This window comes from Methylophaga marina (genome assembly GCF_030296755.1).
Classification (GTDB): Bacteria; Pseudomonadota; Gammaproteobacteria; order Nitrosococcales; family Methylophagaceae; genus Methylophaga; species Methylophaga marina.
In genome coordinates this window covers 2,912,663-2,935,820 of the sequence record NZ_AP027741.1, presented here as the reverse complement: position 1 = coordinate 2,935,820, position 23,158 = coordinate 2,912,663, and the positions used below count along the sequence as shown (strand labels likewise).

Annotated in this window: 24 protein-coding genes and 1 pseudogene; 7 read left to right on the top strand and 18 right to left on the bottom strand. The window is 44.9% G+C overall.

What is annotated here, in order from left to right; translation table 11 throughout:
- Positions 1–67: 67 nt before the first annotated feature.
- The 9 genes and pseudogenes from QUE24_RS15975 to rapA all read right to left on the bottom strand — a co-directional run bounded on the left by QUE24_RS15975 (position 68) and on the right by rapA (position 10,899).
- Positions 68–373: a hypothetical protein gene (locus tag QUE24_RS15975; RefSeq protein ID WP_434013675.1), complete on the bottom strand. Its 306-nt coding sequence runs from the start codon at positions 371–373 to the stop codon at positions 68–70.
- 225 nt (positions 374–598) lie between these two features.
- Positions 599–1,548 (bottom strand): annotated as a pseudogene (locus tag QUE24_RS15970) (AMP-binding protein); the annotation flags it as partial.
- On the bottom strand, positions 1,541–2,251 hold the full coding sequence (locus QUE24_RS14865; protein WP_286304565.1) for a thermostable hemolysin: 711 nt from the start codon (positions 2,249–2,251) through the stop codon (positions 1,541–1,543). The gene QUE24_RS14865 and the pseudogene QUE24_RS15970, both read right to left, overlap by 8 nt.
- A 78-nt stretch (positions 2,252–2,329) precedes the next feature.
- Positions 2,330–3,280 (bottom strand): TolC family protein, encoded by a 951-nt coding sequence (locus QUE24_RS14860; protein WP_286304564.1) that lies wholly within the window; start codon positions 3,278–3,280, stop codon positions 2,330–2,332.
- Complete coding sequence (locus QUE24_RS14855) at positions 3,217–3,585, bottom strand: hypothetical protein (protein ID WP_286304563.1); 369 nt, start codon at positions 3,583–3,585, stop codon at positions 3,217–3,219. The genes QUE24_RS14860 and QUE24_RS14855 overlap by 64 nt, the downstream gene beginning before the upstream one ends.
- Before the next feature lie 79 nt (positions 3,586–3,664).
- Positions 3,665–4,666, bottom strand: coding sequence for an efflux RND transporter permease subunit (locus QUE24_RS14850; RefSeq protein WP_286306137.1), 1,002 nt, complete (start codon positions 4,664–4,666; stop codon positions 3,665–3,667).
- A 23-nt stretch (positions 4,667–4,689) separates the two neighbouring features.
- Complete coding sequence (locus QUE24_RS14845) at positions 4,690–6,798, bottom strand: efflux RND transporter permease subunit (RefSeq protein WP_286304562.1); 2,109 nt, start codon at positions 6,796–6,798, stop codon at positions 4,690–4,692.
- On the bottom strand, positions 6,795–8,033 hold the full coding sequence (locus tag QUE24_RS14840) for an efflux RND transporter periplasmic adaptor subunit (protein WP_286304561.1): 1,239 nt from the start codon (positions 8,031–8,033) through the stop codon (positions 6,795–6,797). The genes QUE24_RS14845 and QUE24_RS14840 overlap by 4 nt, the downstream gene beginning before the upstream one ends.
- 16 nt (positions 8,034–8,049) lie before the next feature.
- Complete coding sequence (rapA, locus tag QUE24_RS14835) at positions 8,050–10,899, bottom strand: RNA polymerase-associated protein RapA (protein WP_286304560.1); 2,850 nt, start codon at positions 10,897–10,899, stop codon at positions 8,050–8,052.
- Between the two features lie 193 nt (positions 10,900–11,092).
- Between rapA and QUE24_RS14830 the strand changes: the two genes are divergently transcribed.
- Complete coding sequence (locus QUE24_RS14830; protein ID WP_286304559.1) at positions 11,093–11,677, top strand: YigZ family protein; 585 nt, start codon at positions 11,093–11,095, stop codon at positions 11,675–11,677.
- Here the strand turns inward: QUE24_RS14830 and QUE24_RS14825 are convergent.
- The 7 genes from QUE24_RS14825 to QUE24_RS14795 all read right to left on the bottom strand — a co-directional run bounded on the left by QUE24_RS14825 (position 11,664) and on the right by QUE24_RS14795 (position 16,080).
- The gene (locus tag QUE24_RS14825; protein WP_286304558.1) at positions 11,664–12,305 is read right to left on the bottom strand and encodes a class I SAM-dependent methyltransferase; all 642 of its coding nucleotides are present in this window, start codon (positions 12,303–12,305) and stop codon (positions 11,664–11,666) included. The genes QUE24_RS14830 and QUE24_RS14825 overlap by 14 nt on opposite strands.
- Positions 12,306–13,028: a DUF445 domain-containing protein gene (locus QUE24_RS14820; protein WP_286304557.1), complete on the bottom strand. Its 723-nt coding sequence runs from the start codon at positions 13,026–13,028 to the stop codon at positions 12,306–12,308.
- Positions 13,021–13,305 carry a hypothetical protein gene (locus QUE24_RS14815; RefSeq protein ID WP_286304556.1) on the bottom strand — a complete coding sequence of 95 codons (285 nt, stop codon included), beginning with the start codon at positions 13,303–13,305 and terminating at the stop codon, positions 13,021–13,023. The genes QUE24_RS14820 and QUE24_RS14815 overlap by 8 nt, the downstream gene beginning before the upstream one ends.
- A gap of 19 nt (positions 13,306–13,324) precedes the next feature.
- Entirely contained in the window at positions 13,325–14,617 is a 1,293-nt protein-coding gene (locus QUE24_RS14810; protein WP_286304555.1) for a M18 family aminopeptidase, read from the bottom strand.
- A 77-nt stretch (positions 14,618–14,694) separates the two neighbouring features.
- Positions 14,695–15,150, bottom strand: a complete 456-nt coding sequence (locus QUE24_RS14805; RefSeq protein WP_286304554.1) for a hypothetical protein — start codon at positions 15,148–15,150, stop codon at positions 14,695–14,697.
- Between the two features lie 59 nt (positions 15,151–15,209).
- Positions 15,210–15,614, bottom strand: coding sequence for a hypothetical protein (locus QUE24_RS14800; protein ID WP_286304553.1), 405 nt, complete (start codon positions 15,612–15,614; stop codon positions 15,210–15,212).
- A gap of 4 nt (positions 15,615–15,618) precedes the next feature.
- Entirely contained in the window at positions 15,619–16,080 is a 462-nt protein-coding gene (locus QUE24_RS14795; RefSeq protein ID WP_286304552.1) for a YcgN family cysteine cluster protein, read from the bottom strand.
- On the opposite strand from QUE24_RS14795, the gene QUE24_RS14790 reads away from it, so the two are divergent.
- The 3 genes from QUE24_RS14790 to QUE24_RS14780 all read left to right on the top strand — a co-directional run bounded on the left by QUE24_RS14790 (position 16,079) and on the right by QUE24_RS14780 (position 19,477).
- Positions 16,079–16,558 (top strand): DUF6231 family protein, encoded by a 480-nt coding sequence (locus QUE24_RS14790; RefSeq protein WP_286304551.1) that lies wholly within the window; start codon positions 16,079–16,081, stop codon positions 16,556–16,558. The genes QUE24_RS14795 and QUE24_RS14790 overlap by 2 nt on opposite strands.
- A 68-nt stretch (positions 16,559–16,626) precedes the next feature.
- A complete protein-coding gene (gene ppk1 / locus QUE24_RS14785) occupies positions 16,627–18,714 on the top strand; it encodes a polyphosphate kinase 1 (RefSeq protein ID WP_286304550.1) in 2,088 nt (695 codons plus the stop codon).
- A 7-nt stretch (positions 18,715–18,721) separates the two neighbouring features.
- Entirely contained in the window at positions 18,722–19,477 is a 756-nt protein-coding gene (locus QUE24_RS14780; protein ID WP_286304549.1) for a ParA family protein, read from the top strand.
- A 2-nt stretch (positions 19,478–19,479) separates the two neighbouring features.
- Here the strand turns inward: QUE24_RS14780 and QUE24_RS14775 are convergent, their stop codons facing one another.
- Both QUE24_RS14775 and rlmKL read right to left on the bottom strand, forming a co-directional pair.
- A complete protein-coding gene (locus tag QUE24_RS14775; protein ID WP_286304548.1) occupies positions 19,480–20,208 on the bottom strand; it encodes a class I SAM-dependent methyltransferase in 729 nt (242 codons plus the stop codon).
- 17 nt (positions 20,209–20,225) lie between these two features.
- Positions 20,226–21,683, bottom strand: coding sequence for a bifunctional 23S rRNA (guanine(2069)-N(7))-methyltransferase RlmK/23S rRNA (guanine(2445)-N(2))-methyltransferase RlmL (gene rlmKL / locus QUE24_RS14770; RefSeq protein WP_286304547.1), 1,458 nt, complete (start codon positions 21,681–21,683; stop codon positions 20,226–20,228).
- A gap of 49 nt (positions 21,684–21,732) precedes the next feature.
- Here rlmKL and yhbY point away from each other — a divergent pair, with 49 nt between their 5' ends.
- The 3 genes from yhbY to QUE24_RS14755 are packed head-to-tail and all read left to right on the top strand — an operon-like array spanning position 21,733 to position 23,116.
- Positions 21,733–22,026, top strand: a complete 294-nt coding sequence (gene yhbY / locus QUE24_RS14765) for a ribosome assembly RNA-binding protein YhbY (RefSeq protein WP_286304546.1) — start codon at positions 21,733–21,735, stop codon at positions 22,024–22,026.
- A 4-nt stretch (positions 22,027–22,030) separates the two neighbouring features.
- The gene (locus QUE24_RS14760) at positions 22,031–22,621 is read left to right on the top strand and encodes a nitroreductase family protein (protein ID WP_286304545.1); all 591 of its coding nucleotides are present in this window, start codon (positions 22,031–22,033) and stop codon (positions 22,619–22,621) included.
- A 27-nt stretch (positions 22,622–22,648) separates the two neighbouring features.
- Positions 22,649–23,116: a pentapeptide repeat-containing protein gene (locus QUE24_RS14755; protein WP_286304544.1), complete on the top strand. Its 468-nt coding sequence runs from the start codon at positions 22,649–22,651 to the stop codon at positions 23,114–23,116.
- Positions 23,117–23,158 lie beyond the last annotated feature (42 nt).

Sequence of the window (23,158 nt, the reverse complement as noted above, 5' to 3'; positions counted from 1 at the left end):
ATCGGTGCACTGAATAATTGCTCACGTGCTGCTGCTGTTTCTGTTTGTAATCTATCGAAAAAAGCATTTATGCCTGCTCCTTGTATAAAGCATTTATTTGGTGAGAGTAGCTGTCTAGGATTTGTGTTCTGACGGGACGACCATTCGCCGTCAACGTGCCGTTTTCCACACTGAGTGGCCATTCAAAACGCTGCCAGTCTGCCAGTTGTGCGTAATCTGGCAGGCGTTTGTTGACCAAGGCTATCCATTGCTCAATCATGGCATCGGTGATAGTGTCAAAACGAGGCTGAACTAAAACACTGCAATGTGATTTTGCATCTCCAATCACTGTGCAATACGCCAGAATAGGATTTGCCAATAACTCGCTTTCCACCCACTCCGGATTGATATTTCTGCCAAAGCTACTGATTAATAGATTTTTACGGCGACCATTAATATGCAAATAATGGTTGTCATCGATAAAACCTAAATCGCCGGTATTTATCTGCTGCGGATACCAACTATCAGGATGATTGATATAGCCTAAAAAGCAGTTACCTTTAACAATGATTTCACCGGACTCAATACTGACTTTTACATGGTCAAGACACTGACCTACACTGCCTATTAGCCGATGATTTGGGCTATTCAGACTGACCACCGAGCTGCATTCAGATAGGCCATAACCTTCGAAAACCGGTAATCCCAGATTATCGGCTTTACGTAATAAGTCAGCCGATACGCGACTGCCACCCACGGCAATAAATTTCAAACTGTCAGGTACTGGCCAGCCTGTTTCAGCGGCTGACACCAGGGTCAGTAATAATTCGGGTAATAGCACCACACTTTCTGGCTGATGTTTGCTCAGCGTTTGTAAAAATTGCTGAACATCAAAACCTCGTCCACCATTAAAGCCAAGCTCGGCTGCTGGTAATAAGGTGACCGATCCTCTGCTAAGCAAAGGTGCGTAAATGCCGGCTAGATTTTCTAATAAGGTGGTCAGCGGTAATACACACAGGTGTTTGATAGCTTGTAATTCTGTACGTTGGATAATGGCATCAGCCACAGCTAATTGATTATCTGTGCTCAAACACACCCCTTTAGGCTGACCAGTAGATCCCGATGTAAAGGTAATTTTTTGGGTTGTCTCTGGAATTTGACTATGACCTTTCTTGGCTAATGGAAACAAAATCAGATTGTCCGTTAACGACAGATGCAACTGGTCAAACAGCTTGAGTGATTGAAATAATGTCGTGCCTTTCGATTCGATTAACGCTAATGCGCCACTTTCACTGATGGCATGATGTTGTTGTTCTGCCGAAAAAAGGCTGGAATTGGCAAACTGATGACGCCGGCTTCATAACAGGCCAGATCAATACACGCCCAGTCGACACTGTTGTCGGCATATAAGGCAACGACATTCTGTGTATAAGGTAATAGCCGTTCAGTTAGTCTATCCACTTCGTCTATCATCTGACGCCAAGTCAGCTGACGATATGGGTCCTGCAAGGCCAGTGCGTTCGGCTGTTGTGTCGCAATCCGACGTAAACGTTCGACTAACTCAGTCATGACGAAAACTCGCGACAAATTCATTTAATTGATGTTGGTAGCTCTGACGTAAATACAACATAAGGGGGTTGTTGTTAAGTTTTGCCATGGTCTGGCGAATATGACTGGCCACCACAACAGGCTTATCATCGTAATAACTACCCCAGCTTGCCCCTTTATCTGGCAACCTGGTTGGGTCTGCAACACGGATGGCAATAGTCTCAATATCTAATTTCGCCAACCACTGTGAAACGGCTGAATTAGCCGTAAACACAACCCATTCATAACCGGCTTGATAGAACAACTCAGCAAGAAGTAAAAATAAGGTCTGAGTCGCACGTTGTCGTCCTGAGGCCAAGTTTCCGATTTCTACAATGGCGTCACGTTGAACGACTGTTTGGGTGAGAATACTAAGCGTCGTTTGAATATCATTATCAAGATAATATTCAAGAAAAAGATGTGATGAATAACTGGCTGGCTGGAAACCAAGTGCTGCTGAAACTAAACCGCCTGTCCTGGCAGACAAGATAAACGGCAGAAAATGGCTGATCTCTGCACCGTGTTGTTTTTCAAAGCGCTGATAAATAAATTGTTCAGCATCCCTTCGTCCCGGCTCATTGGCTTTTGCCAGTGTGAGTGGAAAAACAGGCTGAATAATTTGTCGCTCTGCGACGCGTTGAGGGCGGCTTTTAGTGACAGACTGTGCCAACGATCTAGCTTCCATAAAATTCCCCTTTGGAGGTGGTATGGAGGCTAGATTAAAAAAGAAAGCTTAACGAAAAATTAAGCTTAAAAAGCTTTATTAATTATTAGACAGGATTATCCCATGCGATTGATTTAATTTAGAAATCTGTTGCTTTATTTGTACTTCCAACAGGCGCTTTCTGCTCTCATTATCATTAGCCAACGCCTGACTGCGCAATAAATCAATCAAATTAATTTCACCTAAATCAAAGGCGCGCTTTTGTAATTGATAATACTGCTGGGTAGTTTTATTTTGTTCCGTGATCAAATCCAGCTGCTGCCGACTACTGTTTAATTCTTCATGAGCAGCGACTTGTCGTGTTTTTAGATCACGCCATAATGATTGACGTGTCACCTGAGCATCAGCTAGTTCGGCTGAGGCTTGAGCGATGGCAGGCTGCCTGTATGCCTTATCATCCAACGCCATGCTAAACCCGATACCCAAGCTATTGGTATAGTCTTCCGCTCTATCACCCCGTTCTCGTCTGACGCCAACAGACAGGCTAGGATTTACTGCACCGTCATATTGTGCCAGTCCCATTTGTGCCTGTAATCTGGCTATCAACTGATCCTGTAACTGCAACTGTGGATGTTGTTGTACGTCTTCGGAAGGGGTGATGACGGTTTCTTCGACCTGTTTTGGCAGGGTGTTTTCACCGGTAATCAGTTGATAAATTTTCAACCGTTGTTGAAGCAACGATGCTGCATTGACCATTTTGCTATGTGCTTCCAGCGTGTTACTGCCTGCCAGTAGTCGTTCAGTTGAAGCAAGATCCCCCGCTTTTACCCGGGACTCCACATCGTTTTGTAACTTTTTCGCGGTTTCCCAAGTCAGTTTCGCTTGTTCTAACTGCGCTTCAGCTAATTTTACTTGCCAGATTTGCTGCCTCACTTCACCCGAGGCTTCCAGTTTCAATGCTTGCTGATAGGCAGGAAGTTCAGCCGCTATTTTTGCTGACAATGCTTGTTGCTGTTGTTTTTGGCCGGGTAACCAAAGCGGTAAGTCCACTCCCCTTCCCACTCTTGAGAACCTCGTCCAGTACCAACTTCATCACTAAACAGACTTAAATTACCGGTGATAGGTTCTGCAAATAAGCTATTGCTGTATGAGTCATTTGCCTGCTGCAGCTGCTGATACTTACCTTCAGCTAGCAGGCCGGGTAGACGCTGATACACTTTATCAGTGAGTGAAGCCAGATCCAGTCCGGCAGAATAAGGCACTTTGCTGACGGATTCTGCATCGTTTGCAAAAGAAGTGAGCGGGCTGAAAGTGCTTATAAAAGCGGCCATCACAATAGGTGTATATCGTCGCATGTAAAATCCTTAACTCAATGCTGTTCGCTCAAATTTAAGCAGCATGCACCGTGATTATTAAGTCAGACTTAATACAGTATCAAATTGTCACTGTTTGTGTTCGCTTCGGTAGAAACTTATCTGCCATCTGCTCATAAACAGCCAGCATCGCAGGTATGACCAATAACACTAATACTGTTGAAAACATCAAACCAAATGACATAGATACAGCCATTGGAATGAGAAATTGTGCCTGTAACGAGGTTTCAAATAATAATGGTGTCAATCCGGCAATGGTGGTCAGTGAAGTCAATAATACCGCGCGAAGTCGTTGTGTAGACGCTTCGATAATGGCTTGATGTGTCGCAAGGCCAGACTCTCTCAATTGTTTGAAAAACGTCACCAGAATGATGGAATCATTCACCACAATGCCTGACAGACCAAAAATACCAAACAAAGACAAAATGGTCAGATCAATACCCAATAACCAATGACCGATTAAAGCACCGATAAGACCAAATGGAATGGCTGCCATGACAACCAATGGCCAGCCGTAAGAGGAAAAGACCCAAGCCAGCACCAGGTAAATCATCACAAAAGCCAGCAACGTGCCTTGGGCCATATCAGTCATGGTCTCTGCTTGTTCTTCGGCACGACCTTCGTACGCTATTTTCACCCCATACTTAGAGGATAAGGCCGGTAAAAACGAAGCTTTCATATCATTTAGAATGGCATTATTATTATTCACCACAGCATCAACGGTCGCCGTGATATGTATGGCTAGTTGGGTATCGGTATGTCTGAGTACATCAAAACCCCGACGCGACTCAAACTCAACCACACTGGATAACGGTGCACTGCCACCGTTAGGCAATCTGAGCATAAAATTTTCTAATGTCGCTAGCGTATTGCGTTCTGCATCAGGTAGCATAATGCGCACTTCTACTTCATCATCACCATCCTGAAATATCTGAACTAACTGACCATCAAATGCTGCTCGTAATTGACGTCCCACATTTTCAACAGTCAATCCCAGCACATCGCCTTGCCCTTTGATGCGATAGATTAACTGTTCCTGACCATAGGGCATATCATCTTCAATCGCACTGACACCGGCATAGTTTTTTAACTTCTCGGCGATCTCATGTGAGGCTTTTTTAACTGCTCAGCTGTCGCGCCACTCAGACGAATATCAATATCACTACCCGGTGGACCGCCACGCATTTCACTAATCGTAAACGTTTCAATCCCGGGCGGAAGCTCGATATATTGTCGCCAGTCATGAATGAACGCTTTGTTTCTAATATCGCGTTTATCAGGCGAAATCATCTCCAGTTGAACAGAGCCAAAACGCTCATCCGCCTGACTGCTACTGACATTAGAATTGGCAGAAGATGCACTCCCTAAACGTGTCACAGCCATCTTGACGATATTTTGCTCGTAATCAGCCTCTGCTTTATCCAAAGCCAGATTGATGTGCTGCAAAAATTGCTCAACATCTTGCTTCGGGGTGCCTGCCACGAAACGGGCATTCGCTGTAATGGTTGTGCCTTCTGGCGAGGGGAAAAAGTTAAATAAAATTCTACCACTGGCCAGCAGGCTGATAGACAGAATCAATATCGCCAATGTGAGACTGATCGTGACCACACTATTTTTAACAGCCAGAGTAACCAGAGGCCTAAAAAATTGTTCACGAAATTGTTCAAATTTATCATCAAGCCAGACTCTCAACTGACCTGGCTTATCATGATGCATACTGTGAAAAGTGTGGCGTAAGTGCCCGGGAAGTATTAAAAAACTCTCCACAAGCGAGGCAATAATCACACAGATCACCACAAAAGGAATATCAAACAGAATATTGCCAATCACACCGCTTATTAACATCAATGGCAGAAAAGCAGCGATAGTCGTTAATGACGATGAGATAACCGGCGCTAACATGCGTCTTGCACCACCTTCTGCAGCGGATAGGGATCGCTCTCCACTTTGGTAGTGAGATAACGCATCTTCGCCCACCACGATGGCATCATCGACAATAATGCCCAATGCCATGATCAAGGCAAACAAGCTAATCATATTGATGCTGCCGCCGAGCATGTACAAAACGGTCAACGCTGCCATGAAAGACACAGGAATACCCACGGCCACCCAGAAAGCGACTCTGCCATGCAAAAACAAAAAGAGAATCGCTAATACCAGGAGAAGTCCGCCCAAACCATTACTGAGAAGCAGATTTATACGCTCCTGAATCAATGACCAACTGGCATCATAGACTCTAATATCCACGCCTTTGGGTAAAGTGGGTCTGGCTTGTTCTAGCCAGTTTTCCATAATCCTGGCAGAGGCCAATGCATCAGCATTTTCGGTTCGCTGCAGTTCAATCTCAACGGCGGGTTGGCCATGATAAAACACCTTGACCTGATCACGCATGGCACGACGCTCAACATCGGCCACATCCTCAATCAGTAAAACGCGTCCCTCATAATCACTTTTTAGGGAAATATCACCAAAGGCATCAGCATCACGGCGTTGATCGAGACTACGGATTTGGCGTGCAGTTTCACCATTACCAATCTCCCCGGCAGGCAAATCCTGACTTTGATCAGCGACACGTTGACTGACATCACCAAAACTCAAACCCAATGACTCTAGTGTTGAAGTGCTGACTTTAATCGCCATTTCTTCATCAGGTAATCCAGTGATATTGACTCTGGAAATGCCGGCATCAAGCAACTCATGCTCAATTTGATGCACCAGTCCACGTAACTCATCTAAGTGGCCATCTGTCGTCACCAATAATCTGGCGACGTTATCGTATCGCGTCACAATACTGATTTCAGGTGTTTCAGCATCACTAGGCAGATTTCGCAAACGAGCGACATGATCTTTTACCTGATCAAGCGCCTGTCCCATCTCTGTACCCTCTTCAAACTCCAGTGTCACCAGAGACGAGCCGTAGGATGAAGTTGAGGTCATTTTATCGACGTAGTCGATGGTGCGGAGCTCTTGCTCAATGCGACTGGTCAACGCATCTTCTACATCTTCAGCGCTGGCCCCACGCCAGACAACACTGACGGTAATCACATCAAGTGCAAAGTTAGGGAAAAATTGCGTATTGAGTTTACTTAACGACACAAACCCACCGATTAACATCATCAGCATGAGTAGGTTTGCCGCTACCTTATGCTGGGCAAAAATACCAATGATATCTGTGCGATGTGCCGGCAGGCTCACAGCGCAGTCTCAACCGCTAAACCCGTGATGGCATTAGGAAGCTGTGTCGTCACGATTAAGTCACCCGCTTGTATAGCATCACTTCGGATTAACAATTGCTGAATATTATCTTCCGTGATGACTTCCCCCACCCGCTCGATGGTCATGGCTTTTAAATGTCCATCCTCTATCACATAGATACGATCCAGCCCGTATAGCGCACTAAACGGCAGTTTAATAACATGCTGTTGTTCTGCGAGTTGGAGCTGCAGTTCGACAAACGTGCCTAAAGGTAATGTGTTGCTATGATTCATTAGCCGGAACAAGCCATCAACACCGCCACTATCAAGCCTGACTTCTCCTGAGAGTCGCTTTAATTCTAACTTGATTGGCTCACCGTCAATGACAGTGGAGGCGATGATTTGCTGCCCGTTTTCCAACATCTTACGAATTTTCTGGCTGTAACGGCCGGGAATTTGGGCTCGCACCTCTAGATTATTTAGATCATAAACCTTAATCAGACTATCGCCTGGTCTAACACGATCGCCAATAGCCACATTCAATGTCGCGACACGACTTGCAAAAGGAGCACGTATATCGGTACGTCCCAGATTCACCTCACTCTGTTTGAGTAAGGCTTCAGCTCGCTTTTTAGCCGCCTCTAGCTGTGCCAGTCTTGAAGGATGCTCAGCGATATCATTCTGTAATTGTTTAAGTGCCAGCACTTGTTGTTGGTAAGCTGATAAGGACTCATCCAGTGTGGCACGAGATGTCAGCTTGTTTTGCTCGAGTTTTTTAGCTCGCTGAACCGCATTATCTGCCAGATTGACTAACTGCTTCTGGTTCTCAAGCAAGGCAAGGTCGCGTTGATAACGCACGTTTTCATTGGCAATTGAAGCAATAATTTCATCCACATCAGCTTGTCGCTGCTGCTTGACGAGTTCAACATCCGTTTTATCAAGCTGCAGTAGTAATTCACCTCGATCAACAGTTTCACCTTCCAGCACTATTACTGATTCAACATCAGCTTCAACAGCCGCTTTAAGATTGGCATCACGTGGTGTTTCAATCCGACCATACACAGTTATTTGTGGACGTATTGTTTGGAACTCAGCAGGAATAGCATTCACCAGCCAGGCTTTTTGTTTGGTGTCTTTGGCTGTTGCTTTTGGTTTAGTGGCAATAAGTGCAGCCACTATCAGAACAGTCAGGCCAAAAATAATGAGTGGTATAACAACTTTTTTCAGCTTGACCATTCTGATATCTGTCTCTTTAGTTAGTGGGATCAGTCACAATAGCCACCCGTATGGCATCCAGCGATAATGAGGCTGATTGAATGCCAGCATTCAACTTTTCCTGGCGCTGTTTCAAATAATCCAGCTCTTGTTGTCGGATATTCGGGTTGACTTTTGCCAAGGCACTCAAACGCTGATATTCCTGGTCCAACTCATTATTCATATTAGCCAGTGCTTCCTGCTTTAATGTGTCTTCCATGTCTGTCACCGCATTTTTGGCCTGGGCGAGCAAGTTCTCGACAGGGGCACGGGCATGACGAATCAATTCCTGAGCTGTTGCTCTTGGGATGCGACCGGCTATTTTATTGAAATCATGCTCATCAAACACGGTTTGGTATTGTTTACCACGTTCATCCACTACCAGTCTAATGTGGCTTTCAGAAATAAAGCGTTGAATCTGTAGATCCCGTTCCGAAATAGTGCGCATAACAAATATGGCTTCCAGCAATAAACTGCCAGCTTTCACCTCATCAGTTGCTAGGGTGCAAAATGCACTATTGCCTAAATCACTATTCAACACCATATCCATTGCGCCCAGCACCATAGGATGTTCCCATGTCAGAAAGCTCATATCCTCACGACCCAGTGCTTTGTGGCGTTGATAGGTCGCAGTCAGTCCTTCATCTGGCAGTTCCGGGAACTGTGTCTGCATATGCGTGCCAGGTTCGATGATAATGCTGTCTGTGCTATGAGGATGTTGATCTACGCCAAAGGCATCAAACACATCATCCATAAAACCGGCCAACTCAAGTGAACGGGATAAGATTTCAACATCCGCCACAACTGATTCTGCCTGAGTCTCATTGAAGGAATGACGCTCAAGTAAGCGATGGCGCCCAGACTGAAGTTCTGTCAGCGTTTGCTCGGAAACTTCCTGTGTTTGTTGTATCAGACTATCTAATAAAGCCTGGTTTGCTGGTTCAGCCATGGCGGCTTCCAGTGCTGGTTTTGTCACATTCGCAATACGCTGTCCTGCAGCCAACACCTGTTCAAACGCATTCATACCCTGGTGATACCACTGCAATAAAATGGATTGTGCTGTATCGGCGTAATAAGGGACATGGATATGCACATCATGGTGCTGGCCGATACGATCCAATCGACCAATCCGTTGTTCCAACAAATCCGGATTAACCGGTAAGTCAAATAACACCAGATGATGTGAAAACTGAAAGTTACGTCCTTCACTGCCGATCTCGGAACAAACAAGGCACTGCGCCCCATCTTCATCATCTGCAAAATAAGCTGCAGCACGGTCACGATTCACCAGGCTCAACCCTTCATGGAACACTGCTGAACGTATGCCTTGACTGATATTGAGATGGTTCTCAAGCTGTTGGGCGGTGTCAGCCTGAGCACAGATGATTAAGATTTTATCGTCGCGATGCGCTTTAAGAAAATCAACCAGCCAACTGACGCGGCTATCGTGTTTTAACCAGTCAACATCGGTGAAATGTTGTTCAGGCAAAATAATATGACTCAGATCTTCATCTGACAAAGCATCCGGAAGCGGCAATTCATATTGGTGAAGTAGTCGATTCGGGAAGCCTTTCACCACATCACGTGTATTTCGATACAGCACCCGACCGGTGCCATGTCTGTCGAGAAGTTGTTGAATGGCATCCACTTTTGTATCGATGTACGCTTCTTCAGCACTTAACTGCTCAAATAACATCTCATCGAGATATTCCTTAAGCTGTGACTGCTGCGCTGGTGATAATTGCGTCCAACTTTCTGCGGCATCAAGCTGTTCGATTAATTCGCTGACCGGTTGATATGCTGCTTCTTGCTTCACAAATGCATCAAAATCATAAAACTTATCAGAGTCGAGCAAACGCAGGCGCGCGAAATGACTTTCAATACCTAATTGTTCAGGGGTGGCCGTTAACAATAATAATGCCGGAATCTGAGCCGCGAGCGTTTCAACCAGTTGGTAACCCTCACTTGATTGTTCAGGTGACCATGCCAGGTGATGCGCTTCATCCACAATCAGCATATCCCACTCTGTCGCCAACATGTCGACCTGCATCTGTGGGTTAGCCAATAGGTCATTTAACCCACACAACACCATTTGAGCACTCTCAAAAGGATTGCCTTCATCGAGTTCTTGCAGCGCCTCGTGCCTTTCGTGGTCAATCAAGGTAAAAGTCAGATTAAAGCGGCGGAGCATTTCCACTAACCATTGATGCAATAATGCATCTGGCACAACGATAAGTGCTCGTCTGACCTGACCGGATAAGACCTGTTTGTGTAAAATCAGACCTGCTTCAATGGTTTTACCGAGTCCGACTTCATCTGCCAGTAACACACGTGGTGCAAATCGTTGCGCTACCTGCTGAGCAATATATAGCTGATGTGGTAAAAGTTGAACACGGCCGCCTAATAAGCCATATGCCGGCGATTTTAGGAGTTCATGCTGATAATTGAGTGTTTTTGCACGTAATTCAAACTGACTGTTTTTATCGACCTGACCAGCGAAAAAGCGGTCTTGAGGCTGGTTAAAGTGAACACGGCTATCCAGATCCATTTCATGGATACTGATGGGTTCACCCGTCTCGGTATCGCCTTGATAGATATAACAACCATTAAAGGGTTGCACGGCGCTAATCACAAAACTCACATCCTCACGCGTGCTGACTTTATCCCCTTCAGAATAGATGACACGGCTTAAAGGCGCATTATCAGCAGCATAAAAACGACTCTCTGCCGCCGCGGGGAAGAATACTTCAATACGACGTCCACTGCTTTCCTGAATGATACCCAGACCAAGCTCTGCTTCGCTATTACTGACCCAGCGTTGGCCTACGATAAATGCACTTTCTGACAATGTGTTTTGCTCCGTTATCTCGATGTTTAATGTTCAACGGTTATCATCGCCAAACTGATTACTGAAGCATAATGATAACCGTCTGCTCAAACGCTTTTTATGACGGATAATATGTAGCCTCGTTGACGACAAAAATGTTGTTAGGCTCGATATGGTAAATTGTTGGCTTGTTTTTTCCTATAGCCGAGTGTTCATGGCCACAGAATTTTACACCGTTGAGACCACCACTGAGGTGGAATATGAAATAAAAAAGTCCCGTTTTATTGGCGTTATTATGCCCTGTCAGAGTGAAGATGACGCCCTACGTAAATTAGGTCAACTCGCTGGACAACATCCACAAGCCAATCACCTCGCTTTTGCCTGGCGAATCCGCCAACCAGAAGGCTTTTTAACTGAACGGTTTCATGATGCCGGTGAGCCATCAGGTACAGCGGGTCGTCCGATACTCGCTCCTTTGGAAGGACAAAGTCTTATCAATACAGTCATTGGCGTAATTCGTTATTTTGGCGGTGTAAAACTGGGCACTGGCGGACTTACCCGCGCCTATGGCGCAGCAGCAAAACAAGCGATTGCTGAGGCTGATATCGTTAAATGGGTAGAAATGGCAGAAATGACATTAGAGATTGATTACTCACAGCTACAACTTCTCGAATACCAGCTCAAACAACTACGTGGAGAAATTATCGATCAGAGTTTTACGGATAAAGTCGTGGTTAGCATCGTACTGCCAGCACAACATCAGCAAGCTATCCGACAACAATTTATTAGCGACTATTAGCCTCTAACACAATCAGTCTCCCATCAATATATGGCTTATTAAAGTGATAGTTATCAGCAATATAGCTCACTGTGTTACGGTGATACATGAATACATGCGTCGGATCATTCTTATAATTCCAGCGATGAAAATCGATCGCCTCATGATAGATCTCCGTCATACAAAATAGTCGCCCGCCTGGTTTTAAACAATCTCTGAGCAGAGCAAAACTGTTTGCCGGTTGATGGAAATGCTCGATGACTTCACAGCTGCAAATATAGTCGTATTGTTGCTTCAACAGCTCATCATAATTAAAAAATAACGGGTCATAGGCTGCAATGGTGAAACCTGACTGATTTAAGACATGTGTAATCACCGGTGCATGTCCTGCACCGAAATCAAGCCCCTGATGATGCGATTTAAAAAACTGTTGAACAGCTTGGGTAATCGGAGAAACAAAGTGTTGAAAGCGTTTATCTTCTACATCATTTAAATGTTCCAGATAACGGCTCTGTTCTGCTTGGCGATCCGGCCATAAGGCCGGATCCATAAACACGCCATAACAAAAATCACACTGATGATATAAACGGTGTTTGAACTGATAAAACACCCTGGCCTGATGTTGGCAGAGTGGACAGGAAACCGTCATCTAAATCGGTAAAAAGCTGGTAATAAAACCAATCAAGCCGCCAAACACCCCACCCCAGACCACTAGCCAGCCTAAATGAGTGCGTATCATGTCTTGAACCATATTCTTCACCATTAGCGGCGTGAGTTCATCAAGACGTGATTCCACTATATGTTCGATTTGCATATGGATATCATCAAACACGGCATGGCTGTTGAGTTTTGAACGAATACTTTGCTGAAATGAGTCACTGTGAGCAATATCATCCAAAGAACGTGTCATTTTTTTAATAAACGGCTCACGCAGGGGTTCGAGTGCAGACTTACCACCAAACATAGAGAGCATGCTGCCAAAAGACGACTCCATAATCGTCGCAACCAGACTATCGTAGACGGGTTCTAAATCCGTATTCTCAATAACATCCGAGAAATCCAGCGGGTGTTGCGCATTATCAGCGACCAGTTCAGCCAGAAATCTATCGACATTTTCTTTGCTAAAAAACTGTTGCATGACCAGCTTATGAATACCGGCCTTAAACTCAGCAAAACGCTCTACCACGACACCAGAACCATACAATCCCGGTACTTTCTCGAATAGCATATGAATGGCTATCCAGTTTGTCAGACTACCGGCCAGTGCAAACAAGCCGGTAGCCAGAACCGCCTTTGAGGCGTTTGAATCAATAAATAATCCGGTAGCAACAAATGTGGCTGCTACCAAGTGGGTTATTAAACTCTTATTCATCGGTCCATTTAGTGAGTGTGTTGATAATTTGTGAGGCTTGGTCACGGCTTGAAATATTAAATTTAGAACGCTGGCTGTACTCGCCATTGCGTTTTTGATAACGACGAATGGTGTATTTATCAGGACCAAAGTCACCGGTTTTACGATCAAGATCCTGATAACGGAACATTACTGTTGCCCATGCGCCTTTTGTCAGAATCACTTTGTCTAGCTCTTTAACCGTCATCGTGTCACCTTCATGGTATTCAACGGTTAATTCGTCCACTGTCTCAGCCATATGGATAAAAACTCCTCAATTATTTTTGATTGAAATAGGCGGTCAATACTTTATGTAGCATCACCGCATCCTGACTACCTGCTAATTCGCGAATGGAATGCATGGCAAATGTTGGCAAACCAATATCGATCGTTTTCACACCGATATGAGATGAAGTAATAGGGCCAATGGTACTCCCACAAGCCATATCTGTTCTGACCACAAAATCTTGAACCGGTACATCATTCTGCTCGCATAATTGTCTGAATAAGGCGCTGGTCTGGCTACTGGTAGCATAACGCTGGTTGGCATTGGTTTTAATAACCGGTCCTTTGTTTAGTAAAGGACCATGTTCAGCATCATGTTTATCTGCATAGTTAGGATGAATGGCATGGGCATTATCCGCTGAAATCATCAACGACTGTTCGACCATACGCTGATACGCTTCATTGCCATCGACGAGTCGCTGTAATACGGCTTGCAGGAAAGTGCCCTGTGCGCCAGAAACAGATTGACTACCAACCTCTTCATGATCATTACATACCAGTAATGCCGATCTTGTATTGTCTGCAGCAAGTAAAGACTGCAACCCCACATAACAGCTCAGTAAGTTATCCAGTCTGGCGCTTGTTATAAAATCTGCAGACAAGCCCATTACTGCTGCTTTTTGCGTGTCATAAAAACACATTTCATAATCCAACACCCGACCGATGTTGATCTCAGGATGCTGCTGTCGGCATTGCTGTTCTAATAACGCCCGGAAATCAAGTTTATCTCCGTCATCCATCTGAGCAAGAATCGGGGGCAGATGCAATTGCGGGTTGATACTGCGATTTTGATTCGCCTCTCTGTCCAGATGAATGGCCAGACTGGGGATAGTGGCAATAGGGTCTTTGAAATCGATAATGACTTGAGCAATTTGGCCTTGTGGATCCTCATAACTCACTCTGCCAGCAAGTGACAAGTCACGATCAAACCATGGGTTTAATAAGGCACCGCCATACACTTCAACACCAAGCTGAAACAGGCTTTGTTGCACTTTTTCTGGCTTAGGTTTCACTTTCAGGCATGGGCTATCCGTATGTGCTCCCACCATACGAATCCCCGTATTGCTTAAATCATCCCCAGTTAAGGTGAATGCAATAATCGAAGCCTCACGAATAACAAAATAATGGCCTGCATTTAACTGTCCCCAACTATCGGCTTCATGAAGCTGCTCAAAGCCCTTATCTTCTAATAATGTCTGCAGAGAAGCTACTGCATGGTACGGGGTCGGTGAAGCATCGAGGAATTGGCATAAACCCTGGTTAAAATCGCTTGGCGTATATTTCATAATCAACGTCACATTGCATGGGATTAATAAAAGATTGGCTTATGATACCGATTTTTCAAGCGGGCTTGTTACTGATGTTAATCATCAATTACCTGACCACGGTAGATTCGCAATGGCTTTTTGACTTTCGGCGATGGTGTTTGTGACGCTGCAGTTCGTCCATTTTCCTCAATTTCAACGCCGCGATAGATGCGTTTTTTACTGGCTGAAACCGAGTGAGGCACATCGTCACGCTCAGAGTCAAATGATACATTTAAGAAACGAAATATATTGGTGTCATCATCAAGAAAACTACGGCCAGCCAATGGCATCTTGACGTTTGGTTTAAACGAATAACGCTCTACCTCCATCTCAGACCAATGTTCTAATACTTGTTCACCACGATGAGGACCATGAGATAAAGCCACTACCCTGCCTTGTTCAAGCAAGATATGACAGGCACGATTTTGTATTGTGGTAATAAAGAAAGTCCCCGTCTGCTCTGCCTGAGACAGCGTGTAGAGTTGTTTAAGAACTTCCGTATTATCTATCATAGATTGCAGAACGAGGGTTGATGAGTTCGGTTTAGCTTATAACAGCTCGTCATCCTCTTTCACTTTTTTCTGGGCCGTTTCGATAAACCACCATGTAAACGACAGCGATCAGCGAGTGCGCCCATCCCCCAGCCTTCAGGTGAACGGATGGCGACAGATCGTTTGCAACGCTTACCACCTGGCAGGCGCGCACCGCATTCTGGTCGATAACGTTTTACTTTTTCCCAGCCTTCTAATGTTTGTGATGCTTTTCGAATCACTTTCACTTCTCGAGGTGCTAACTGGTTCTGGTCAACCGGATGCGTTTTCTGATCAGTTTGTCGCCACCAGTAACGCACAACAGGAACAGGGAGACCAAATCGGCGAGCCAGATCATCAGGTTTACGGTAAATCTCCATTTCAAGCAGCAGGATGGCTGCTTGCTCTAATCTGGCTGTAAACTCTCGGCTCTCTTGTGGTGTCATTTAACTAGTCAGCCTCGTAACTCAGCGAAATGATGGCTTCGGTTAACTCTTCTACATCATCTTCTGGCTGTGCAATTTCACGAACTGAGATGCCGGCTTGGTGAACACTGTCTGGGTTACCTGTTATAAGAGGATGCCACTCGGGTAAATCTTCGCCTTCTGCTAAGAGACGATAGGCACAAGTCGCGGGTAACCAATCGAAATAATGCGCGTTTTCAATACTTAATTGAATACAGTCAGGGACGATGGTTTGACGATTATCGTAGTCTTTGCATCGACAGCTGTTGATATCTAATAAAGAACAGGCGGCTTTGGTGTAATACATGCGCCCATCATCTTCATCTTCTAGTTTATGAAGACAACAACGTCCACAGCCATCACACAGGCTTTCCCATTCATCGTGTGTCATCTGACTGAGACGTTTATGTTTCCAGAACTCAGTAGATGTTTTATCCTGCTTAGTCATGACTGATTCAATCGCCCTATCCAGCTTACTGACACCTCTCATCGAGCAGTTTAATCCTAAAACGATTTTAACGGCTGGAGAGACAGCAGCAAGTTGTCTGCAAACCGATAATGATACTAGATTGCAGCATCTCGCGACACCGTTTACACAGCAGCAACTTCAACATATCGAAGCGGTAGACTTGGCTGTTATCAGTCATTTAACGGAGTCCATCGACAAACCTGCTGCTCAGGCGTGGCTTGGCACAATCAAGAATCAATATGCGCCTCATGTTATTCTGATTAGCCACACTGAATTAGCGACAAACAACCAATGGCAATTTACTGATTACCTGGCGATGGGATTTAAGCATATTGCGGGAACAGAAGAAGGTTTGCGTATCTTCAGTTATGCAATAGAAAACTACCAGCCCAAACGAGATTGGCTGAATAGTCGTTTTTGGGCAAATCCGGAAATGTATGACAAATACCGCTGGTAATTCATCGCATTGTCATAAAACTGCATTATTATAAAAAAATCTGTGTAATAACGATCTGCAAAGGCAATATGACTGAAGAAAACACTCTCGATTTAAATAACCCGGCTCTTTACATCAACCGTGAATTAAGTTTACTCGAATTCAACTGGCGTGTTTTGCAGCAAGCACTTGATACCAATGTGCCTTTGCTGGAACGTCTCAATTATTTGTGTATCTCCAGCACCAATCTGGACGAGTTTTTTGAAGTACGTGTTGCTGGTTTGATTCAGCAGATTGAAATTGGTGATCCCTACATCGAATCCGATCAAATCACGGCTCAGGAATGCCTCAAATTAATCAACCAGCGCGCGCATGAGCTGGTTGAAGAGCAATATCGTGTGCTCAATGAAGTGCTTTTGCCAGAATTAGAAAAGGAATCGATTCAGGTTCTACCACGTTCACAATGGACAGATGAGCATAATGCCTGGCTGAAAAACTACTTTCAGGAAGAAATTTTGCCGATTCTCAGCCCAATGGGGCTGGACTCAGCACACCCCTTCCCTCGCTTACTCAACAAGAGTTTGAATTTTATTGTGTCACTGGTGGGTAAAGATGCATTTGGCCGTGACCGTGGATATGCCATCTTGCAAGCACCTCGTGCACTGCCACGTGTGATCCAGCTCCCAGCTGAAATGCATGCTGAAGGCGAATATAAGTTCGTTTTCCTGTCATCCATCATCCATGCCTTTGCTGAAGATTTATTTTTTGGCATGAAAATAAAAGGCTGTTTCCAGTTCCGTGTCACACGTAACAGTGATTTAGCCATTGATACAGAAGAAACCAGTGACCTGCTGGCCACCATTGCTGACGAACTCACCCAGCGTAACTACGGTGATGAAGTTCGTTTAGAAATTGCACACAACTGTCCGGAAGATATGGTGGAATTCCTGCGTAATGAATGTGCGATGGAGCGTGATAATGTCTACCTGGTGAATGGTCCTGTCAATTTGAGTCGAATTCAAACTGTCTGCTCATTAGTTGATAGACCTGATCTGAAATTCAGACCATTCACACAAGGTCGGCCAAGCGGCTTAACTCTGGATGTCGATATCTTTGATGCGCTGCGTAAACAAGATATGCTTTTGCACCATCCTTACCAATCGTTTACCCCCATCATCGACATGATTCGTCAAGCAGCGGCGGACACCAGCGTGCTTGCAATCAAACAAACCCTCTACCGTACAGGTGCTAAATCACCGATCGTGGATGCCTTGGTCAGTGCGGCTCAGGCGGGGAAAGAAGTCACGGTTGTGGTGGAGTTACGCGCTCGCTTTGATGAAGAAGCCAACGTCGCGCTGGCATCTCGCCTACAGGAAGCTGGCGCCCATGTGGTGTATGGCATTGTGGGTTATAAAACACATGCCAAAATGCTGCTTATTCTAAGACGAGAAAATGGTAAGTTACGTCGCTACGTTCACCTAGGTACCGGTAACTATCACCGCAGTACCTCACGCATTTATACCGATTACGGTTTACTGACCTCTGATAAACAAATTGGTGAAGATGTAAACAATCTGTTTATTCAGCTCACCAGCCTCGGTAAGATTCCGCAAATGCATAAACTGCTGCATGCCCCCTTTACCTTGCATGAAGGCTTACTGGCCAAAATTGAAAAAGAAATCGAATCTGCCAAGGCTGGCAAACCGGCCAGAATCATTGTAAAAGTCAACGCGGTTGTTGAGCAGGAAATGATTCAGGCGTTCTACCGTGCATCAATGGCTGGGGTAAAAGTCGATTTAATCGTCCGTGGTATCTGCTGTCTCAAACCTGGAGTTGAAGGCTTGTCTGACAATATTCAGGTCAGAAGTATTATCGGACGTTTCCTGGAGCATACGCGGGTTTTCTACTTTGAAAATCAAGGTTCACCTGAAATCTGGGCTGGCAGCGCCGATTTAATGAAACGGAATTTATTACGTCGCGTGGAAACCTGCTTCCCGATTGAATCTAAGAAATTACGTAATCGCATTTTGGACGACTTGGAAATCTATCTTTCAGATAATTCACAGGCGTGGATTTTAAATGCTGATGGCCGTTATCATCGTGTTGAAAAAGAAGATGACGCCCCATCAATTTCTGCGCAAACGACCTTATTAGAGCAAATGGCCAAGTCGTTCTAATCTCGTTATGGAAACTATTGCTTTTTTCAACCTGAAAGGCGGCGTCGGTAAAACGACGTCCGCCGTCAATATCGCCTGGCATGCCGCCAATGAAGGTATCCCCACACTGATATGGGACTTAGATCCACAAGGCGCATCCAGCTGGCTGTTGAATACCGATGCTCAATCGGAAACGAAACCCAAAAAATTACTCTCGGGCAAAACGCCTATCGGTGATTTGGTCAGAACGACCGAGTTTGACCACTTGGATATCATTCCCGCTGACTTTTCTTTCCGTCACTTGGATAAGCAATTGAGCGAACAAAGTGATCAGGGTAAACAGAACCTGATTGCCAAACTGGTAGAACCGTTCAGTGAAAATTATGCATTGATGATTTTGGACTGTCCGCCTAGTTTTTCCCTACTGACAGAACAGATTTTTGCTACGGCTGATTCCTTGTATCTACCGTTGATTCCGACGCATCTGTCGTTAAGAACTTTTGAGCAAACCCGTGACTTCTTTAAAGAACATAAATTAAAGCCTAAACGTCTACATGCTTTTTTTAATATGGTGGACAGACGTAGAAGTATGCATCGCGTGATGCTTGCCCATCCACCTAAGATGCTGAAAAATGGATTAAAAACAGCGATCCCCTATGCTGCTGTGGTAGAAAGAATGGGGGATCACCGTCAACCATTACCGGCATTTGATAAACAATCAAACGTCAGTCAGGCGTATGCTGAATTATGGCAAGAAATCAAACAAACCTTGTCTGAATTCTAAAATCATACGGCAAGTTTGATTCGCCAGCATCGATGAATCTTTTTATTTCGCTCAAAATCACGCGGTATGGTCGTTACGCTGATATCGTCGATCGTCAGTTGACTCAAAGCATCAGTATCTAATTCAAAATCACGACGGTTAGTCGAAAATATCAATTCGCCGTCTATTGTTAATAATGCCGCTGCTTGTTTGATAAGCGCGACATGATCACGCTGAATATCAAACACGCCTTCCATACGGCTTGAGTTAGAAAACGTCGGTGGGTCCAGAAAAATCAGGCCATAACGTTTGTCATCTTCTATCGCTTGTTGCAACCACTCAATACAGTTCGCACGAACATATCGATGTTGTCCACTGACGAAACCATTTAAATGCATATTATCTTCTGCCCAAGACAAATAGGTATTGGACATATCGACACTGGTCGTTGATTTTGCTTGACCTGCAGCCGCATAAACACTGGCTGAACCGGTATATGAGAACAGGTTGAGAAAGTCTTTGCCTTTGGCTAAGTCTCTCACAAGTTGTCTGGTATCACGGTGGTCCAAAAACAAGCCTGTATCTAAATAATCGGTTAGGTTGACCCAAAAACGCAGTCCATTTTCACGCACTTCTATGCGTTGATTTTTGGCTGCCTGAGCTTCGTACTGCTCTTTACCACGTTGTTTCTTCCTGACTTTCAGTGCCACCTGAGTAACAGGGACTTCGAATACTTCAGGAATAATCTGCATGGCTTCCTGTAGTCGCTCTATCGCTTTCTCAGGATCGATTTGTTTGGGGGAGCATATTCCTGAACATGGATATGTTCGTCATAAAGATCAATCGCCAAAGCATAATCAGGCAAGTCAGCATCATAAACACGATAGCAACTGATATCTGATTTACGCGCCCATTTGGCCAGATGCTTTTTGTTTTTCTTTAAGCGATTAGCAAACATCGCTCCCTGCTCTGTCATCTCAACAGGTGCATGTTCTTTATCATCGAACTCTTCGTCCACAAATTGTGTAGGCGTTGAGCTTAACTCATTAAAACGAACAGGTCGTGGCGCACGGTAAAACAGGACATCACAAGCAATTGGCCCATTATCAAACGGCACACTGTCGAAAAGTGTTAAGCCCGTAAATTTACCTAATTGTGCATTATCGGTAATCAGTGCAGTTCGCCAGCCTGAAAACGATTCATTAATAATATTGCCCAGGCTTTCATACAGATAATGTAACTCATCAGCACGACCGATTCGTTCACCATAGGGAGGGTTACACACAAACAAACCTGCTTTAGGTAAATCTGCAGCCAGTTTCGGCCATTCAGTTAAATCGCGCTGATTAACCTGAATACGGTCATGTAATCCTGCTTCAGCAATATTATTTTTGGCCGCTTCAATGGCTCTCGCATCAGCATCTCCGCCGACAATAACTGGACATCTGGCCAGGCCAGACTGTCTTCTTCGCTCGGCATCGGCTTTGAGTTGTTTCCAACTATCTTTGTCGTGTTGTTTCCAGGCGGTAAACCCGTAATAGTCACGCAAAATACCGGGAGCGATGTCGGCAGCTATCATGGCAGCTTCTATCAAAAAAGTGCCAGAGCCACACATCGGATCAATTAATGCCCAACCCTGCCTGGCTAATTTTTGCCACTCCGCACTGAGCAGAATAGCGGCAGCTAAATGCTCTTTTAATGGTGCAGTCGTATTGCTGACTCGATAACCACGCTTATGCAGGCTGTCACCGGATAAATCGATACTCACAGTAGCTTGATTGTGTTTGAGGTAGACATTAATTCGCACATCCGGCTGGTATAAGTCTACCGAAGGTCGCAGACCAAACAGTGTACGAAAGCGATCGACAATCGCATCTTTCACGCGCTGTGCACCGTATTGGCTGTGTTTTATTTTTGACCGGAAACTATTGAAATCAACAGCAATGGTGCTATCAAGTTCGTGGATATGTTCTTCCCAGGGAAGTGCATTCACCCCTTCGTATAACTGCTCTGGTGTCTCAGCATGCAAATGGGCAATAGGTAATAATACCCTGATGGCTACACGAGACCATAAACAGACCATGTAAGCGTCAGCCAACGTGCCGGTGAAACGGATATTTCCCTGATCTTGCTTGGTATTTTTGATACCTAATTGTTTTAGTTCATCCGCAAGCAGTGGCAACATACCTCTTGCTGCTGTTACCGTAAACTTGTGTTGTTTAGCCATATTGCCTTCCTGATATAATCAGATCATTTTAATACAGGTGAGCACACTAATGGCAGTTACTGACAAACAAAGACGTTATCTAAAAGGGCTTGCCCACACATTAAAACCGGTTGTTATGATTGGTAACAGTGGTTTAACAGAATCTGTTCTTGCTGAAATCGATAATGCACTGGAACACCACGAGCTCATAAAGGTCCGAGTGAGTGGGCAGGAACGCGCAGATAGAAAAGCCATGTTAGACAAAATTGCAGAAGAAAGTGGCGCAGATTTAGTTCAAGTGATCGGACATATTGGCGGTTTTTATCGCCCATCAAAAAAAGCTTTAATTCAACTACCAAGGTGATTGTATGATTCAAAAACCCGCTGATACAGCTCAACCCATCGAAAAAGTCATGGCAGAACGCTGGAGTGGTCGTGCATATGACCCTACCGTTATGGTGTCTCAAGAAGAAATCACTGCACTTTGTGAAGCTGCACGCTGGGCCCCTTCATGTTTTGGGGATGAGCCATGGCGTTATCTGGTTTGCGATAAAAATACTGACCGCACTGCATGGGAAAAACTGTTATCAGCCTTGGCCCCCGGCAATCAGGAATGGGCAAAGAACGCCCCAGTGTTAATTTTAGCGGCTTCAGTCCCTCTCTTCAGCCAAAATGATAAACCCAACCGTTGGTCAGGGTATGACACGGGTGCTGCCAGCATCAGCCTTTGCTTGCAAGCAACATCTATGGGGTTAATGAGCCATCAAATGGGCGGCTTTGACGATAAAAAAATCCGTGAGGCATTTGCCATTTCCGATGATATTCATATGTGGTCAGTGATCGCCATTGGTCATCAGGCGGCACTGGACAATTTGACCGAGGAACAATTAGAAAGAGAACTTTCTCCTCGTCAACGTCGTCCTTTAGAACAAGCATTTTTCATGAATAAGTGGTCATAAAAAAATAACCTTATTAGGAGAGAGAAAATGAAAAAAATGCTGATTGTGCTTGGTTTATCCATGATAGCCACCACGGCTTCTGCTTATGAAAAAGTCTATCTGGATAGATTACTTAAATCCTTGCAATGTAATTATTGTAATCTGAGCGAAGCCGATCTAAACGGCCATGAATTAAATGGTGCTGATATGAGTGAAGCTAATCTCAAGGGAATCAATCTAAGCAACGCTAAACTACATGGTGTTTGGTTCACACATTCCAGAATGCAGGGTGCGATTCTCGAAGGTGCGACCGTTACCAATGCACTGATGGATTATGCTGAATTGAATGGTGCAAACCTAAGAAAGGCCAATCTCTCTGGTGCTCAGCTCATTTTCGCGGATCTCACTGATGCGGATTTAACCGGTGCAAAGCTTGAAGGCGCAAAATTACGTGGCGTGATGTACTGCAACACTACGATGCCAGATGGTGAAGTCAACAATAGCGGATGCCCATAACCGCACAACAGTATGAACGTTCAAGCAGCCTGATTCAGGCTG